The organism is Nocardioides pymetrozini, assembly GCF_046058985.1.
Lineage (GTDB): Bacteria > Actinomycetota > Actinomycetes > Propionibacteriales > Nocardioidaceae > Nocardioides.
This window is the reverse complement of the sequence record NZ_CP175556.1, coordinates 3,122,840-3,139,189: the sequence shown is the minus strand read 5'-3', so window position 1 is coordinate 3,139,189 and position 16,350 is coordinate 3,122,840. Positions and strand designations below refer to the sequence as shown.

Annotated in this window: 13 protein-coding genes; 8 read left to right on the top strand and 5 right to left on the bottom strand. The window is 70.8% G+C overall.

The features are described from left to right. Positions 1–2: 2 nt before the first annotated feature. Positions 3–887, bottom strand: a complete 885-nt coding sequence (locus ACJ5H2_RS15380) for a hypothetical protein (protein WP_408896289.1) — start codon at positions 885–887, stop codon at positions 3–5. Further along, entirely contained in the window at positions 884–2,002 is a 1,119-nt protein-coding gene (locus ACJ5H2_RS15375) for a calcium:proton antiporter (RefSeq protein WP_408896288.1), read from the bottom strand. The genes ACJ5H2_RS15380 and ACJ5H2_RS15375 overlap by 4 nt, the downstream gene beginning before the upstream one ends. Before the next feature lie 71 nt (positions 2,003–2,073). Here ACJ5H2_RS15375 and ACJ5H2_RS15370 point away from each other — a divergent pair, with 71 nt between their 5' ends. After that, entirely contained in the window at positions 2,074–4,014 is a 1,941-nt protein-coding gene (locus ACJ5H2_RS15370; protein ID WP_408896287.1) for a TIGR03960 family B12-binding radical SAM protein, read from the top strand. A 10-nt stretch (positions 4,015–4,024) separates the two neighbouring features. On the opposite strand, the gene ACJ5H2_RS15365 is transcribed toward ACJ5H2_RS15370, so the two are convergent. After that, complete coding sequence (locus tag ACJ5H2_RS15365) at positions 4,025–4,690, bottom strand: hypothetical protein (protein ID WP_408896286.1); 666 nt, start codon at positions 4,688–4,690, stop codon at positions 4,025–4,027. Positions 4,691–4,706: 16 nt separating this feature from the next. Further along, complete coding sequence (locus ACJ5H2_RS15360; protein ID WP_408896285.1) at positions 4,707–5,465, bottom strand: DUF4190 domain-containing protein; 759 nt, start codon at positions 5,463–5,465, stop codon at positions 4,707–4,709. A gap of 95 nt (positions 5,466–5,560) precedes the next feature. Between ACJ5H2_RS15360 and ACJ5H2_RS15355 the strand changes: the two genes are divergently transcribed. From ACJ5H2_RS15355 to ACJ5H2_RS15325, 7 genes are all read left to right on the top strand, one after another. Then, positions 5,561–5,842 (top strand): hypothetical protein, encoded by a 282-nt coding sequence (locus ACJ5H2_RS15355; protein WP_408896284.1) that lies wholly within the window; start codon positions 5,561–5,563, stop codon positions 5,840–5,842. After that, a complete protein-coding gene (locus ACJ5H2_RS15350; protein ID WP_408896283.1) occupies positions 5,839–7,470 on the top strand; it encodes a glycosyltransferase family 2 protein in 1,632 nt (543 codons plus the stop codon). The genes ACJ5H2_RS15355 and ACJ5H2_RS15350 overlap by 4 nt, the downstream gene beginning before the upstream one ends. A gap of 56 nt (positions 7,471–7,526) precedes the next feature. Next, positions 7,527–8,534: a class I SAM-dependent methyltransferase gene (locus tag ACJ5H2_RS15345; protein WP_408896282.1), complete on the top strand. Its 1,008-nt coding sequence runs from the start codon at positions 7,527–7,529 to the stop codon at positions 8,532–8,534. A 65-nt stretch (positions 8,535–8,599) separates the two neighbouring features. Beyond that, positions 8,600–9,436 carry a glycosyltransferase family 2 protein gene (locus ACJ5H2_RS15340; protein ID WP_408896281.1) on the top strand — a complete coding sequence of 279 codons (837 nt, stop codon included), beginning with the start codon at positions 8,600–8,602 and terminating at the stop codon, positions 9,434–9,436. After that, positions 9,433–11,736, top strand: coding sequence for a hypothetical protein (locus tag ACJ5H2_RS15335; RefSeq protein ID WP_408896280.1), 2,304 nt, complete (start codon positions 9,433–9,435; stop codon positions 11,734–11,736). Before ACJ5H2_RS15340 ends, ACJ5H2_RS15335 begins: the two co-directional genes overlap by 4 nt. A gap of 13 nt (positions 11,737–11,749) precedes the next feature. After that, positions 11,750–12,790, top strand: a complete 1,041-nt coding sequence (locus ACJ5H2_RS15330) for a glycosyltransferase (protein WP_408896279.1) — start codon at positions 11,750–11,752, stop codon at positions 12,788–12,790. After that, positions 12,787–13,749 (top strand): NAD-dependent epimerase/dehydratase family protein, encoded by a 963-nt coding sequence (locus tag ACJ5H2_RS15325; RefSeq protein ID WP_408896278.1) that lies wholly within the window; start codon positions 12,787–12,789, stop codon positions 13,747–13,749. Before ACJ5H2_RS15330 ends, ACJ5H2_RS15325 begins: the two co-directional genes overlap by 4 nt. A gap of 36 nt (positions 13,750–13,785) precedes the next feature. On the opposite strand, the gene ACJ5H2_RS15320 is transcribed toward ACJ5H2_RS15325, so the two are convergent. Further along, entirely contained in the window at positions 13,786–16,281 is a 2,496-nt protein-coding gene (locus ACJ5H2_RS15320; protein WP_408896277.1) for a glycosyltransferase, read from the bottom strand. Between the last annotated feature and the right edge of the window lie 69 nt (positions 16,282–16,350).

Here is a 16,350-nt window from a genome sequence, read left to right as displayed (position 1 = left end):
CCTCAGACTCCGGGGGCGATGACCGGTGCGGTCACCGCGAGCTGGTGCAGCAGCCCGTCGACGCGTACCTGCAGGAACAGGCGGTAGTCGCCGGGCTCGGTGAAGACGGTGTGGAAGGTGAGCACCGTGCCGTCCGCCTCGACCTCGGGCGCGCCGTACGGGTGCACGTGGACGAAGCCGCGCGAGTCGGCGGCGAAGCCGGTCAGGTGCGCGCTGGCGCCGAGGTAGCTGCCGAGGGTGACGGGCTCGCCGTTCGTGTCGGTGACCCGCAGCCGCAGCCGGCCGTTGGGTCCGACCTCCGCGTCGGCGAGCAGACGGGCGCGCACGACGCCGTCGTCGCCCACGCGGGCGGCCTCGCCCCGTGGCACGTCGACGGGGGTCCAGTCGCCCTCCACCGACAGCGTGGTGCCGAGCACGAGCGGTCGCGAGGCGCCCGCGGGGATGAACTCCGCCACCACCCGCCAGCGCCCGGGCGAGCCGAGGTCGACCCGCGCGGTCCAGGTGCCGTCGTCGGCCAGCTGTGGGTGCAGGTGGCGGAACTCGGCCAGGTCGTCGCGCACGACGTACAGGTGCAGGAGCTTGGTCTGCTCCTCGGTGTAGTCCGTCAACGGGGCCCCGGCCGGGTCGAGGATCCGGAAGGACACGTCGCCGGTGCCGTCCGGGCCGGGCAGGCGCACGCCGACCATCCGGTAGCCCTCCACCTCCGCGGCCGTGCCGTCGCCGACGGGGTTCCCGACCGGCTGGGCGCCCGTCCCGCCGTCCTCGGCGGGCTTGAGGACGATGCGGTCGGGCTCGGCGTCGGCCGGGTCGTCGCCCGAGCACCCGGCGAGCGAGAGGACGAGGAGCGGCGCGGCCAGCGCGGCGAGCAGGGCACGGCGCCGGCTCACGGGGCCACCGTCAGCAGCAGGAAGGCCGCGAAGAGCAGCAGGTGGACGATGCCGTTGAGCGGCTTGGCGCGACCGGGGACGACGGTGAGGATCCCGACCGTGGCGGACATCGCGAGGAGCACCAGCTGCAGCGGCTCCAGGCCGAGCGCGAGCTCGCCCTCCAGCCAGATGGAGGCCACGGCGATCGCCGGGATGGTCAGCCCGATCGACGCCATCGCCGAGCCGTAGGCGAGGTTGAGGCTGATCTGCACGCGCTCCCGGGCGGCTGCGCGGACGGCGGCGATGGTCTCGGGCAGCAGCACCAGCATCGCGATCACGACGCCGACCACGGCATGCGGGAAGCCGAACCAGTCGACGGCGTCCTCGATCGAGTACGACTCGACCTTCGCGAGCCCGACGACCGTGACCAGCGAGAGCACGAGCAGCAGCAGGCTGCGCCGGGTCTCGCTCGCGCTCGGCGGGTCCGCGTGGTCGTCGCCGTCGGCGTCGTTGGTCGCCGTCCAGCCGCCGGGCGTCGACGTCGTCCCGGGCAGGAAGAAGTCGCGATGGCGGACCGTCTGCGTGAACACGAACGAGCCGTAGAGGACCAGCGAGGCGAGGGCGGCGAAGGTCAGCTGCTCGCCGGTCAGCATCGGTCCGGACTCGCTCACCGTGAACGTCGGGACGACGAGGGTCAGGCCGGCGAGGGTGATCACCGTGGCGAGGGCGGAGCCGGTGCCCTCGGGGTTGAAGACCGCCAGGTGGTGCCGGACCGCGCCGACGACGAGCGCGAGGCCGACGATGCCGTTGACGGTGATCATGACCGCCGCGAACACCGTGTCGCGGGCCAGTGTCGAGGTCTCGCCGCTGCCGGAGACCATCAGCATCACGATCAGGCCGACCTCGATGACGGTCACCGCGACCGCGAGGAGCAGGGAGCCGAAGGGCTCGCCGACCTTGTGCGCCACCACCTCGGCGTGGTGGACCGCGGCGAGCACGGCGCCGACCAGGGCCACCCCGATCAGGCTGGCCGCGAGCGGGCCCGGGTGGGTGCCCCAGCTGATCGCGAGCACGACCGCCGCCAGCGGCGGCGTGAACACCGTCCACCCGAGACGTCCTGAGGTGGAGGCACTCATGGGCCCAACCCTACGGGGAGCGCCCAGCGACGATGACGCTCGGACCGGGGTGCCCTCGTAGAATCGGGGACATGTCCGTCGAGTCCGTCTTCCCCCGGCTGGAGCCGCACCTGCTCTCGGTGTCCAAGCCGATCCAGTACGTCGGCGGCGAGCTCAACATGGTCTCCAAGGACTGGGACGCCGCCGAGGTCCGCTGGGTGCTGATGTACCCCGACGCCTACGAGGTCGGCCTGCCCAACCAGGGCGTCCAGATCCTCTACGAGGTGCTCAACGAGCGGGAGTGGATCCTCGCCGAGCGCACCTACGCGGTGTGGCCGGACATGGAGAGGGTGCTGCGCGAGCAGCAGATCCCGCAGTTCACCGTCGACAACCACCGTCCGGTCGGGGCCTTCGACCTGTTCGGCGTGAGCTTCTCCACCGAGCTCGGCTACACCAACCTGCTCACCGCCCTCGACCTCGCCGGCATCCCGCTGCACGCGGTCGACCGCGACGAGTCGCATCCCGTCGTCATCGCCGGCGGGCACGCCGCCTTCAACCCCGAGCCGATCGCGGACTTCGTCGACGCCGCCGTGCTGGGCGACGGCGAGGAGGTCGTGCTCAAGATCTCCGAGGTCGTGCGCGAGTGGAAGGGCGAGGGGCGTCCCGGCGGACGGCTCGAGCTGCTGCGCCGGCTGGCCGTGTCCGGCTCGGTGTACGTGCCGCGCTTCTACGACGTGTCGTACGACGACAGCGGCGCCATCGCGGCCGTCGTACCGAACCACCCGGAGGCGCCGGACCGGGTCCGCAAGCACACCCTGATGGACCTCGACCAGTGGCCCTACCCGCGCAACCCGCTGGTGCCCCTGGCCGAGACGGTGCACGAGCGGTTCAGTGTCGAGATCTTCCGCGGCTGCACCCGCGGCTGCCGGTTCTGCCAGGCCGGGATGATCACCCGCCCGGTGCGGGAGCGGTCCATCGAGACCATCGGCGCGATGGTGGAGAACGGCATCCGCAAGACCGGCTTCGAGGAGGTCGGGCTGCTCTCGCTCAGCTCGGCCGACCACACCGAGATCGGCGACGTCGCCTCCGGTCTGGCCGACCGCTACGAGGGCTCGAACGTCTCCCTCTCGCTGCCGTCCACCCGTGTCGACGCCTTCAACATCACCCTGGCCAACGAGTTCTCCCGCAACGGCCGTCGCTCCGGGCTGACCTTCGCGCCCGAGGGTGGCAGCGAGCGGATGCGCAAGGTCATCAACAAGATGGTCACCGAGGACGACCTGATCCGCACGGTCGCGACGGCGTACTCCCACGGCTGGCGCCAGGTGAAGCTCTACTTCATGTGCGGCCTCCCGACGGAGACCGACGAGGACGTGCTGCAGATCGCCGAGCTCGCCAAGCGGGTGATCGCCACGGGCCGGGAGGTCTCGGGGCGCAACGACATCCGCTGCACGGTCTCGATCGGCGGCTTCGTGCCCAAGCCGCACACCCCGTTCCAGTGGGCGGCCCAGCTCGACGTCGAGACGACGGACGAGCGGCTGCGGCTGCTGCGGGACACGGTGCGCGCGGACAAGAAGTACGGCCGGGCGATCGGCTTCCGCTACCACGACGGCCAGCCCGGCATCATCGAGGGACTGCTCTCCCGCGGTGACCGCCGCGTCGGCCGGATCATCGAGCAGGTCTGGCGCGACGGCGGCCGCTTCGACGGCTGGTCGGAGCATTTCTCCTACGAGCGCTGGGTGGCCTCGGCGGAGCGCGCGCTCGCCGGCACGGGCGTCGACCTCGACTGGTACACCACGCGCGAGCGCGGGTACGACGAGGTGCTGCCCTGGGACCACCTCGACTCCGGTCTCGACAAGGACTGGCTGTGGGCCGACTGGGAGGACGCGCTGGCCGTCGCCGACGGGTCCTCCGACGTCGAGGTCGAGGACTGCCGCTGGACGCCGTGCTACGACTGCGGCGTGTGCCCGGAGATGGGGACCGAGATCCAGATCGGGCCCACCGGGCAGCGGCTGCTGCCGCTCAGCGTAGTCTGAGCGGCACCGCTCACGCCGACTCCTGCTCCGCGCGGTCGGCGAGGCGCCCGGTCAGGTCCTCGCCGTCGCTGCGCTCGACGTAGCAGAAGAAGGCGTCGCCGCTCTCGGGCTCGTCCTCGTCGAAGGAGTCCGTCTCGACGCGGACGTCGTAGTCGCCCGACCGGATGGCCGCGGCGTAGTCGGGGGCGAGGCCCGGCAGCCCGTGGCAGAACTCGGCCACGGAGACGTCGTCGAAGACGCCGAGCAGGTCGGCGTCGAAGGTGCCGGTCCAGATCACCTCGCCGGCGTGCGGGTCGACGCACGAGGCTTTGATGGGGTCGCCGAGGAAGTCGACGTCGATGCACTGGCCGACCCGCGCCTCGTCCTCCCAGACGGTCCGGCTGCCCATGACGCCCGCGAAGACGACGAAGCCGATGGCGGCGAGCAGCACGAGCAGCCCGACCACCAGCCCCGTGACGGCAGCCCACCGGCCCGACCGGCGCACACCGCTGGTGCGGACGATGCCGGCGATGCCGAGCCCGATCCCCACCGGGGCCGCGCAGCAGGTCAGCGAGCAGACGAGAGCGGCGATCGAGAGCCCGTCGTAGGGCGCCCGTACGGCGCCGGGCACGCTGGCGCCGTACGGGTTCGGTCCGGGCTGGTACGGCGGGTAGTCGCCGCCGTAGGGGTTCGTCATCGGGTCGACCGACCGGTCAGAGGATCGGCTCGGTGAGCTCGTCCTCGCCCTCGACGTAGCAGACGAGGTGGTCGCCGACGCCGATGTCCTCGGGGTCCTCGATGACCGCCTTGTACTGCAGCCCGCTGACCTCGTTGAGCTTGGCCATGTCCTCGTCGCTCACGAGCGAGGCGCAGAAGCCGGCCATGTCGCCCTTCACGGTGTCCACGTTCTCGTCGGTGACCTCGGTGGTGCCGACGATCTCGCCGTCGTGCTCCTCGGAGCACTTCTTCTCCCGCATGATGACGGCGTCACCCTCCTCGTCGATGTCGACGCACTGGCCGACCTCCGCGTCGTCGAGCGGCACGAGGGACTCGGCGAAGATGAAGACGGCGGCGCCGACGACCGCGGAGGTGATCGACATGAGCAGACCGATCACGATGCCGGCGATCGCGAGGCCGCGGCCCTTGCGCTGTCCGCCCTTGGTGCGCGAGAGGCCGACGAAGCCGAGGATCACCCCGACCGGCGCCAGGCAGCACAGCAGGCTGGTGACGAGCGCCGCGATCGAGATCCCGTCCGTCTTCGGGGGCATCGGGTCCGAGCCGCCCGGGAAGGATCCGGGCGGGCCGTAGCCGCTACCGGCTCCCGAGGCGTACGGCGACGGCGGCGCGGGCGGCGCGGGGGGCTGGCCGTAGGGGCTCTGGCCCGTGGGGGGCTGGCCGTACGGGTTCGCGCCGGAGGGGTTCTGGCCGGAGGGGTTCTGGCCGGAGGGGTTCTGACCGTAGGGATCGCTCACCGGCGACACCCTAGTGGCCCGGTCGCCAGCGGGGTGACCGATTGCGCCTGCGGTACTGTTCTGCGGCACCAGCGAACCCCCTTCGTGAGGACGAGATGACCGACCAGCACGGGCCGGAAGCGTGGCGCGAGCGCGTGTTCGCGGCCGACCAGGAGCTGCTCGCCCGCCACGCCGAGCTGGTGGCGGTCGACAACGTGATCGGACTCGAGGCCACGGTCGCGCGTCTGCAGCACGACCTCAAGAGGTCGCGGGCCCGGGTCAAGGAGCTGCAGGACGTGGTGCGCGCCCGGGACGAGGAGATCGCGGCGCTGCGGTCCTCGCGCACCTGGCGTGCGGGTCGTGCGCTCGTGCGCCCGTTCTCGAGGCTGCGAGGATGACGACGACGCCCCACTTCTCCGTCGTCACACCGGTCCAGGACCATGCGCCAGCCCTGCTCGTCGCGACCGTGGAGTCGGTCCTGGCCCAGACCTTCGAGGACTGGGAGCTGCTGCTGGTCGACGACGCCTCCACGAGCCCCGAGACGCTACGCACGCTGCGTGCCCTGGCCGAGCGCGACCGCCGTGTCACGGTGGTGGAGCGATCCAGTGACGGCTCCACCGTGGCCGCGACCAACGACGGGATCGCCGAGGCCGAAGGCGCCTTCCTCGCCTTCCTCGACCACGGCGACCTCCTCGCTCCGGACGCGCTCGCGGCCAACGCCCGGCGTATCGCGGAGCACGACGACGTCGACTACCTCTACTCGGACGAGGACCGGATCCGGGAGACGGGGCGCTTCGCCGACCCCTTCCACAAGCCCGACTGGTCTCCCGAGCGGCTGCGCAGCCAGAACTACTGCAACCACCTCTCGGTCGTGCGCACGTCGCTCGTGCGGGAGCTGGGGGGTCTCCGGACGGGCTTCGAGGGTGCGCAGGACCACGACCTCGTGCTGCGCGTGACGGAGCGGGCACGCCGCATCGTGCACATCCCGAAGGTCCTCTACCACTGGCGGATGGTGCCCGGCCCGGCCGCGGGGGAGCGGACCGCGCAGCCGTACGCCCTGGAGGCGGGACGCAAGGCGGTCCAGGAGCATCTCGACCGGGTGGGGATCGCGGGCGCCGTGGAGGTGGTCGGCCCGGGCCGGTACCGCACCCGCCGGGTCCTTCCGCCGCAGCGGCGCGTCAGCATCGTGATCCCGACCCGGGGCTCGTCCTCGTATGTGTGGGGTCGCCGTGAGCCTCTCGTGACCCGCGCCGTGAGCTCTGCGCTCGCGGCCACACGCCACGACAACCTCGAGATTGTCGTGGTGTACGACGCCGACACGCCCGAGCCGGTCCTCGCACGGCTCCACGACCTCGTCGGCGACCGGTTGGTCCTCGTCCCCTACGACGAGCCCTTCAACTACAGCCACAAGGTGAACCTCGGCGTGCTCGCCTCGACGGGCGACCGCCTGCTCATCCTCAACGACGACGTCCAGGTCCGCAGCGAGCAGTGGGTCGAGGAGCTCATCGCTCCGCTGGAGCAGCCGGACGTCGGCATGACCGGGGCGCGTCTCCTCTACTCGAGCACCGCCGTGCAGCACGTCGGCCTGGCCTTCTCCCACGGTCGCTACATCCATCCGTACAAGAAGAGCCCCGCCGACGTACTCGGTGGCTGGGCGATGACGCCGGTCGTCGACCGCGAGGTCAGCGGTGTCACGGGCGCATGCGTCGGCCTCCGGCGCGAGGTCTACCTCGAGGTCGGCGGTCACACCGAGCTGCTGCGCGAGGACTACAACGACGTCGACCTCAGCTACAAGCTGTCCGCAGCCGGCTACCGGATCCTCTATCTGGCCCACTGCGAGCTCTTCCACTTCGAGTCGCAGACCCGAGACGCGATCCCCAACCCCGACGACACCCGGTTCATGCGGCGTCGATGGGGCGTCCCGTGGCGCGACCGCTACACGCCCGTCTACCCCAACCTGCCCCGGCCAGAGGATCGTGACATCGCCTTGACCAGACCTGTGCCCACCGTCGGTGGCCGACCATGACGACGGCCGGAGATGCCCCCACGAACGAGGGTCCGCGCCGACGGTCGGCCGAACGCGTGGCTGGACGGGTCTTGCGGCGGATCGCCGATGAGGGCGCCCGCTCGTCGAGCACGCTCGCCAAGATCGCGGGGCGTCCGCTCCGGCGCCTCCTCGACGCGCAGGATGCGCGGCTCGAGCTCGTGGCCCGTGGGCTCGTGGAGATCGGCGGGATCGTCGACCAGGACCGACGCCATGCCCAGGAGCGTCTCCGTGCGCTCAAGACCCGGATCAAAGACCTCGAGCGGCGCGTTGACGCGGTGGCGACCGCCCACGACCGGATCGACGAGCTGGCTCGCCGCCTCGACGTCACCGATGGCGCGGTCGCGCGGTTGGACACCGAGCAGCAGGCGACGCCGTTCGTCGCTCCCGGGACCCGCGTCCGTGCGGTGCTCGACGGCGGCAGGGAGGTCCTCGCGCTCGGAGCCGACCGTGAGGCGGCATATGCGGACTTCGAGGACACCTACCGGGGGAGCGAGGCGTTCGTGCGGGAGCGCCTCGCGTCGTACGTCTCGATCGTCGGCGACGGGCCGGTCCTCGACCTGGGGTGCGGCAGAGGCGAGTTCCTCGAGCTGATGGAGGCCGCGGCCGTTCCGGCCCGCGGCATCGACCTCGACGAGAGCATGGCGGCCCGGGCACGGGCGAAGGGTCTCGACGTGGTCACGGGTGACGGTCTGGCCGCCCTCCGCGACACGGAACCGGGCACGCTCGGCGCCGTCACGTCGTTCCAGGTCATCGAGCACATCCCCGTCTCCGCGGTCCGCGAGCTGTTCCTCGGCGCGGCGGCCGCGTTGCGGCCCGGCGGAGTGCTGGTCGCCGAGACCGTCAACCCCCACTCGCCCGCGGCGCTGAAGACCTTCTGGCTGGACCTCACCCATGTCCGGCCGTTGTTCCCCGAGTCGCTGCTCTTCCTGGCCCGGGAGACCGGTTTCGACGAGGCATGGATCCACCTGCCCCAGGGCTCGGGGGATCTCGACCGTGACCTGCGTCTCTGCGGCGAGTACGCGCTGGTCGCCCGCAAGGGCTGAGGACCCGCCACGCGGAGTTTTGGGCAGATTTGCCCGCATCGGCGCCGACACCTACCGTGACGGTCGTGCCGTCGGTGTCCATCGTCATCCCTGCCTTTCGGAACGCCCGGTTCATCGACGAGACGGTCGACTCCGCCCTCGCGCAGACCTATGAGGACCTCGAAGTCGTCATCGCGGACCACAGCTCGGACGACGGCACCTGGGAACTGCTCCAGCGCTATGCCGACCATCCGCGTGTGCGCCTGCTGCGCACCCCGGCGGGCGGTGGCGCGCCGGCGAACTGGAACGCCGTGACCCATGCCGCCACCGGCACCTATCTCAAGCTGCTGTGCGGAGACGACCTGATCGCGCCGACCTGCGTGGAGAAGCAGGTCGCGGCCCTGCAGGCGCACCCGACGGCGGTCGCCGCGGCCGCTCGCCGCGACCTGATCGACCCGGCGGGCGACGTGCTGCTCGCGGGCCGGGGCATCGATCCGTTGAGCGGCCTGGTCCCCGGACCGGAGGCGATTCGCGCGCTGGTGCGTGCCGGGACCAACCTGCTGGGGGAGCCGGGGTGCGTGCTGATCCGTCGTGAGGTCCTGGAGCGCGTCGGTGGGTGGCTCGCGCCTTATCCCTATCTGATCGACCAGTTCACGTACATGAGTGTGCTCGAGCACGGCGACCTCGTCGCGCTGCCCGAGACGCTCGCCAGCTTCCGCGTGAGCGACACGCAGTGGAGCGTGCGGCTCGCTTCCGAGCAGAGCCGCCAGGCAGCCGGCACCCACCGCCACTTCCGCGAGCGCCTGCCGGAGACCGTCACTCGCGGCGACGTGGCGCTGGGCAATGCGCGGGCCCGGATGACCGCCCTCATGCGACGTGCTGCCTACGTCGTCTGGCGCAAGCGCATGAAGGCGTCGGCATGAGGGTGCGCGTCGACTCGGCACGACTCGTCGGCCTCGGCTACTACGCCGCCCAGGCACTCCTGTCCGGGTTGCTCGCGTACCGCATCCTCGGCTTCGCCGGGCGGCGCTTCGACGTCCCGCTGGTCTACCGCAGCGACGCCCTCGCGGGCGGCTCCCAGATCAAGGCGACGCTCGAGACCGGGTGGTACGAGACCAACCCTCGCCTCGGCGCGCCGTACGAGCAGAACCTGCACGACTTCCCGGTGGCCGACAACCTCCAGTTCGCTCTCGCGAAGGTCTTCGGGCTGTTCACCGACCACTGGGCGACGGTGTACAACGCCTCCTATCTCGTCACCTTCCCCCTGACGGCCGTCGCGGCCACGTGGTTCCTGAGGGTCGTGGGAGTCGGTCGCGCGGGCGCGTTCTTCTTCGGACTCCTCTACGCCTTCACCCCCTACCACTTCTTCCACGGCCAGCCGCACCTCGCGCTGTCGATCCTGTTCGTCGTACCGCTCTTCGCGGCCCTCGTGTACAAGGTGCTCGACGAGCAGCCCATCTGGCGACGGCGCGACGACACGCGATGGTTCAATCCCGTCGGCCATCTGACCGGAACGACGCTCGGGACGCTGGCGATCATCGCGCTGGTCGGCTCGTCGAGCTCGTACTACTCGGTGTTCGGTCTCATCCTGATGACCTTGGCGATCCTGGTGAGTGCGTTCCGGCGCCGGTTCGCGCTGGTGGGCCACGGCGCCGTCGCCATGGCGGTTCTCATCGTCGTGATGCTCGCCAACATGGCGCCCGACATCCTCTACCAGCGCTCCGAGGGCGCCAGTCCAGCGGCGTTCGGGCGGGAGCCGCTGGAGTCGGAGCTGTACGCCTTCAAGCTCGCCGGCTTGGTCCTGCCCGTGCCGTGGCACCGGATCGTCTCCTTCGCGGAGTTCCGCTCCGAGTACAACGCCACCTTCCCGCTGCCGTCGGAGAGCCCGGCCCTCGGTGCTGTCGCGGCCGTCGGATTCCTCTTCCTCCTTCTGCTGCCTCTCGTCGTCGCGGTGGTCCGCCGCCGTCTCGATGAGGACGGCCCGTTCGGGCGAGCGCAGCGGAGGCTGTCCATGCTCGCGATCGTCGCCTTCCTGTGCGGCACCGTCGGCGGCTTCGGAACCCTCTTCGCCCTGTTCGTCTCTGCCGACATCAGAGCCTGGAACCGGATCATCGTCTACCTCGCGTTGTTCTCACTGGCGTCTGTCGCCCTCCTGGTCGACGGGGGAGTGCGGTGGCTCGCGGCGCGGCGCGGCGGGCTGGGCGCGGCGCCGCAGCGAGTGCTGTCGGTCGGCGTGTGCGGTGCCGTCGCGCTGGTCGGCCTGTACGACGCGACGCCCCCGCGGTCATGGAACGCCGACCCGGCGGTGCTGCGCGCGTGGGACAACGACGCTGACTATGTCGCCCGTGTCGAGGCGCGGATGCCGGCGGAGGCCAGCATCTTCGAGCTGCCCGTGATGGCCTTTCCCGAGTCCGAGCCGATCCATCGGATGGAGGACTACCAGGCGATCCGGCCGTACCTGCACTCGACCGACCTGCGCTGGAGCTATGGCGGGGTGAAGGGCCGTCCCCTCGCGGACTGGCAGGCGAGCCTCGCCGGCATGAGCACGCCGGCGTTGGTCACGGCTCTGGCCGCCGCGGAGTTCACCGGCCTCCACGTCGACCGCTTCGGCTACTCCCGGAAGTCGTTCACCCAGCTGGAGGCCGACCTCCAACGGCTGCTCGGCGCACCGCTGGTCAGTCGCAACAAGCGGTTCCAGTTCTACGACCTGCGCGACTTCGCCGCCGCGGCCGAGGACGCCTACGGCAGCAGGACTTGGGACGAGCTCGGTGAGCACCTCATCGAGGTCCCGCACTTCTACTGGCAGCCCGGGTTCGAGAACCCTGGCCGTCCGGACGAGAAGGGACGACTTCGACTCATCGGCTCGGAGCCGACGCCCGACGGGCTGATCGACAACCCGGGTGATGCCCGGACGATGCGTTTCTCGTTCCGCGTCGGAGCGGTCGGCGTCGAGCCGCCGACGTCGACCACGATCACGTGGCCCGACGGGAGCGAGCAGGTCGTGGGCGTCGACGCCGAGGGAACCGAGGTCGAGAGGGAGGTCGTCGTCCCGCCCGGACAGTCCCGGCTCCGGCTGACCGGGGCACCGGGCGCGCTGAGCGTCAACCTCTTCGACTTCGCCATGGTGGACCCCGTCGTCGCCGATCTCGAGCTCCGCGGCCCCTCCGCCGAGCTGGCCGGCTCGTCCGGCCGCGCCGATCGGTCCGGCAGGCGGGCCGGCTGATAGCGTTCCGCGGGTGAGCAACGCACAGACGGGGACGGATGCGGGGTCCCCTCCGGTGCACACGGTGTCGGTCGTCGTCCCTGTCTACCAGGGTGAGCGCACCCTCGCCTCCCTCCTCGCAGAGATCGAGCCCTACTGCACCGAGCAGGTGACCGAGGCGGGACACCGCTACGTCGTGACCGAGATCCTGCTCGCCTACGACAACGGCCCCGACGGCTCGGCCGCCGTCATTCGCGACCTCGCCGAGAAGTCGGACAAGGTCCGGCCGGTCTGGCTCAGCCGCAACTTCGGCCAGCATGCCGCGACCCTCGCCGGCATGGCGTCCTCGGGTGGGGACTGGATCGTCACCATGGACGAGGACGGCCAACACGATCCGGCCTACATCCCGGCGATGCTGGACGTCGCGATGCGGGAGCGTGCCGGTGTCGTCTATGCCAAGCCCGTCAACGCCGCGCCGCACGGGCTCCTTCGCAACCTCGCCTCGAAGGGCGCGAAGCGCGTGGTCGACGTGCTCGGCGGCGGGCAGGACATCTCGACCTTCCAAAGCTACCGCCTCGTCCTCGGCGAGATGGGTCGCAGCGTCGCGGCGTACGCGGGAGCCGGTGTCTATCTGGACGTGGCCCTCTCCTGGGTCAACGGCCGCATCGCGCAGTGCCCGATCGAGCTGCGTCAGGAGGGCGACCGGCCGTCGGGATACTCGACTCGGACGCTGCTGTCCCACTTCTGGCGACTGGTCCTGACCTCGGGGACGCGTGGCCTGCGTGCCGTCGCCCTGCTCGGTGCCCTGTTCGGCGTGCTCGGACTGGCCTTCGCGGTCTACGCGGTCGTCGGCAGCATCGTCGGTGGCATCTCCGCACCGGGCTGGACGTCGACGGTGGTCCTGATCTCCCTGGGAACCGGCGCGATCCTGTTCTCGCTGGGCGTGATCGCGGAGTATCTCGGCTCCGTGGTGGGGATGGCGATGGGCCGCCCGCTCTACCTCATCAGCCACGATCCGAACGAGGGCCCCCTCGGTCGCCAGCTCCCAGCCGACGCGGCGGCGCGCGAGTCGTGACCTCCGCCCCCCTGACCTGGGTGCTCGGCGCGGGTGGGCTGCTCGGCGGTGCGGTCGTGCCTGCGCTCCGGCAGGCGGCGACGCCGGTGTGGACGCCTCCGGAGTCGATGCGGTGGGGGACCTCGACGAGCGCCGAGCAGATCGCCTCCCTCGCGCAGCGCTTCCTCGACGCGGCCGCCCGGCATGGACGGGGATGGCAGGTGGTGTGGTGCGCCGGCGCTGGGGTGACCAGCACGGGGCAGGCGTCGCTCGATGCGGAGGTCCAGGCCTTCCGGTCGCTGCTGTCCGCGCTTGCTCCGGGGGCGAAGGCGATGTCCGGCGCGCTCTTCTTGGCGTCGTCCGCGGGCGGCGTCTACGCGGGATCGTCCGGATCTCCCCGTGACGAGCTCACCGAACCGCGGCCGCTCGCGCCCTACGGGCACGCCAAGCTGGCCCTCGAGGCCGCGGCGGCGGAGTTCAGCGAGAGCTCCGGCGTTCCTGTGCTCATCGGACGCCTGTCGAACCTCTACGGGCCTGGACAGAACCTCGCCAAGCCCCAAGGCCTGGTCTCCCACATCGCGCGGGCGCACCTGCTGGGGCAGCCCATCTCGATCTACGTGCCTCTCGACACGATGCGCGACTATCTCTACGTCACCGACGCCGCCCGGCTGGTCGTCGACGGCATGGACCGCCTGCGTCAGCCTGGCCAGGCACGACGGGGAGCCGTCATCAAGGTCTTCGCCTCCCACCAGTCCGTGACCGTGGGCTTCCTGGTGTCCGAGTTCCGGCGCGTCACCCGGCGGAAGCCACGCGTGGTCTACGGCGCGTCCAGTGCCGCGGCCTACCAGGCCCGCGACCTGCGCCTGCGCAGCGTCGTGTGGCCCGAGCTCGACAGCACTCCCGTCGTGCCGCTGCCCGTCGGCATGGGCCGCGTCATCCAGGCCATGACCGACGCGCTGCGGCTGGGCGAGCTGACCTGAGCTGACGTGACTGTCCGCGGACCGGCCTGAGCGCTCTCAGCCGCGTACGACGGAGCGCAGGCGTCGCGCTGCTCGGCGAGCCGCACCGCTCGGGGCCTGCTGCTTGGCCGGCGCCGGAGTGGTGCGGCGCCGGAAGGCCTCCGACGACCAGACCTCCTCCAGCCTGGCGCGGGCCGCCCGAGCGAGCGCGTCGTTGGAGAACTCCTCGGCGATGGTCTTCGCGGCGAGCTCGCCGCGCTCGCTGGCCTCTGCCGGGTTGTCCCTGACGTGCCTCATCAGTCGAGCGGCCTCGTCGAGGTCGGGCTCGGCCCACTGCGCCGTCGTCGGATAGGGATCCGCGCCGGCCGGGACGCTCACCTTGGCATAGGGGACGAGATAGGAGTTCTCAGGGCGAGTGAACTCGAGATTGCCCGAGTAGCCGGTCGCGATGACGGGCTTGCCGATGGCCATCATCTCGGCGAGGGTCTGGCCGAACCCCTCGGAGCGGTGCAGGCTGACGTAGCAGTCGGCGCGGTGCATCAGGTAGTCGAGCTCGGGTCGGCTGAGGTAGCGGTCGATGAGCACGATGTCGGGGCGCCCAGCCGCCGCGTAGCGCAGCTGCTCCTGGTCCTGCTGGCGCTTGCTCCCGTTGATGGCCTTGATGACCAGTCGCGCCTGGCCGGGCTCCGGATAGGCACGGAGATAGGCCTCCACGAGGCCGGCCGGGTTCTTGCGCTCGAAGACGCTCAGGTAGTCGAAGACGAACAGGTAGGTGAAGACGTCGTCGGCCGGTGCCTCGTCGAGGGCGGTGTCGCTGAACGTGGGGGCGTGTGCGGGATGGGGCACGACGACGACCGGACGGTCCGTGTGGGGTGCGATCGCCGCACGGTTGAACTCGCTGCACACCCAGATCTCGTCGAGGAGGCGCGCCGACTTCTGCATCCGCTTGGGGAAGTCGTCGAGCTCCCAGAACCACAGGCCGATGCGGTACCGGTTCTTGAGATAGGCAGCGCCGGCGTCCTTGGTGAACCGGCCGAGCTGGTCGGCGTTCACACAGATCAGCGCGGTGTCGTTGCGGAGACCGGGCGACGGCTGCCGGTCCTCCCAAGGCGCTCCGAGGCGGCTGAGCGTCCGCGTGTAGGTCGTCGTCGAGACCGGCACCCCGGCCCGCTCCAGGCTGGTGATGAACTGGCGTCCGGACTCGCCGAGTCCCAGGTCCGCCGTCAGATAGCCGGCGACCTCCACGCCATGGCGCGGAGTCGCGCCCGCGACCGGTTCGGCCGGGCGGCTCAGGAGGGCGCTGCGCCCAGGAGCGGCGGCGATCCGTCGTCCTGCGTCCAACCTTGCCTGCGGCACCGTGCCCTTGCGGACACCGAACTCCTCGACCCATGCGAGGAATCCGTCGACCCGACCGTTGCGCACCTCCGGGTAGGCACGCTTCAGGTCCACCCGGCCCAGGTACAGCTCTTCGAGATAGCGCGTCAGCCAGGGCAGCCGGCCTCCGGCGGCGGGAGTGTCCAGCCACTCCTGCAGGGACAGGCCCTGGTCCTGGCCGATCGCCAGGTCGCTCTTCTCTCCGTTGTCGATCGCGACGAGCTCGGTGCGGACCAGCCGCTTGGCGAGCGCGTCGAGGACGACCCCGTCCAGTGTCGAGAAGGGCGGCTTGAAGTCGGTCTGCCGCTGGACGAAGCCGTGCTTGCGCAGCCGCTCGCCGTAGCCGTCGCACAGCTCGCGGAGCAGGGGGTCCTCGCTCAGCTTCAAGCGCGGCTTCGCCCCCTGGTGCTTGCTCAGGAGATGAGGCTTCTGCGGGGAGTAGCCCGAGTAGTGGATGAAGGTCGGGGGCCGCCCCGAGATCAGGATGCGCCCGTCCTCGCCGCGGGTCAGGGGGCGGGTCGCCAGGTTCCAGTACGCGGCGTTCCACGACGGGTCCTTGACGATAACGTGGTCGAACAGGCCGGGCACGAGGTCGATGAACCGCTGGTCCGTGAAGAACCCGTTGGCCACGTCGACAACGGCGTCCGAGCGGAGCCGGGTCCGCCACCAGTCGAGCATGGCCCGGCCGTCGTCGGTGTTGCCGACACCGACGAAGCCCAGGTTGTAGGTGCCCGACAGCATGATCGCCTGCTCGCTCGGGGCGCCGCCGTCGCGAGGCATCGGCTCGGTCAGGTGCGGGGTCAGCACGATCGAGTGCTCCCGCGCGAGCCCCGGAAGCTCGTCGATCGCACGCTCGATCGAGATGTCCGGGTCGAAGTAGACGGCGTGGTCGTAGCCACGGTCGAGAAGCGACAGCAAGGACCATGGCTTGACTGCCGTTGCGAGCTCGATCAGCTCATAGATGGCGGTCATCCGCTCGAGGTCCGCCGGGTCCAGCCCGATCTCGTCCAGCATGAGCACGTCGGCGCCGTCCATCGTGGGCCGCTCGCTGGTCGGATCGTCGATGAGCACGACGTCGAAGGTGCCCTCCGGGTGGTGTCGCCGGAAGGAGTCGACCAGGACCTGCGCCTGGGCCAGATAGTTCCGCGCCACGATCGTGCACGCGTGCATCACAGTCATTTATCCGTCCCGAGAGAGTGGTTGATGGTCGATCGATGCTCCGGCTGCACGCGCATGATCATACGGCGG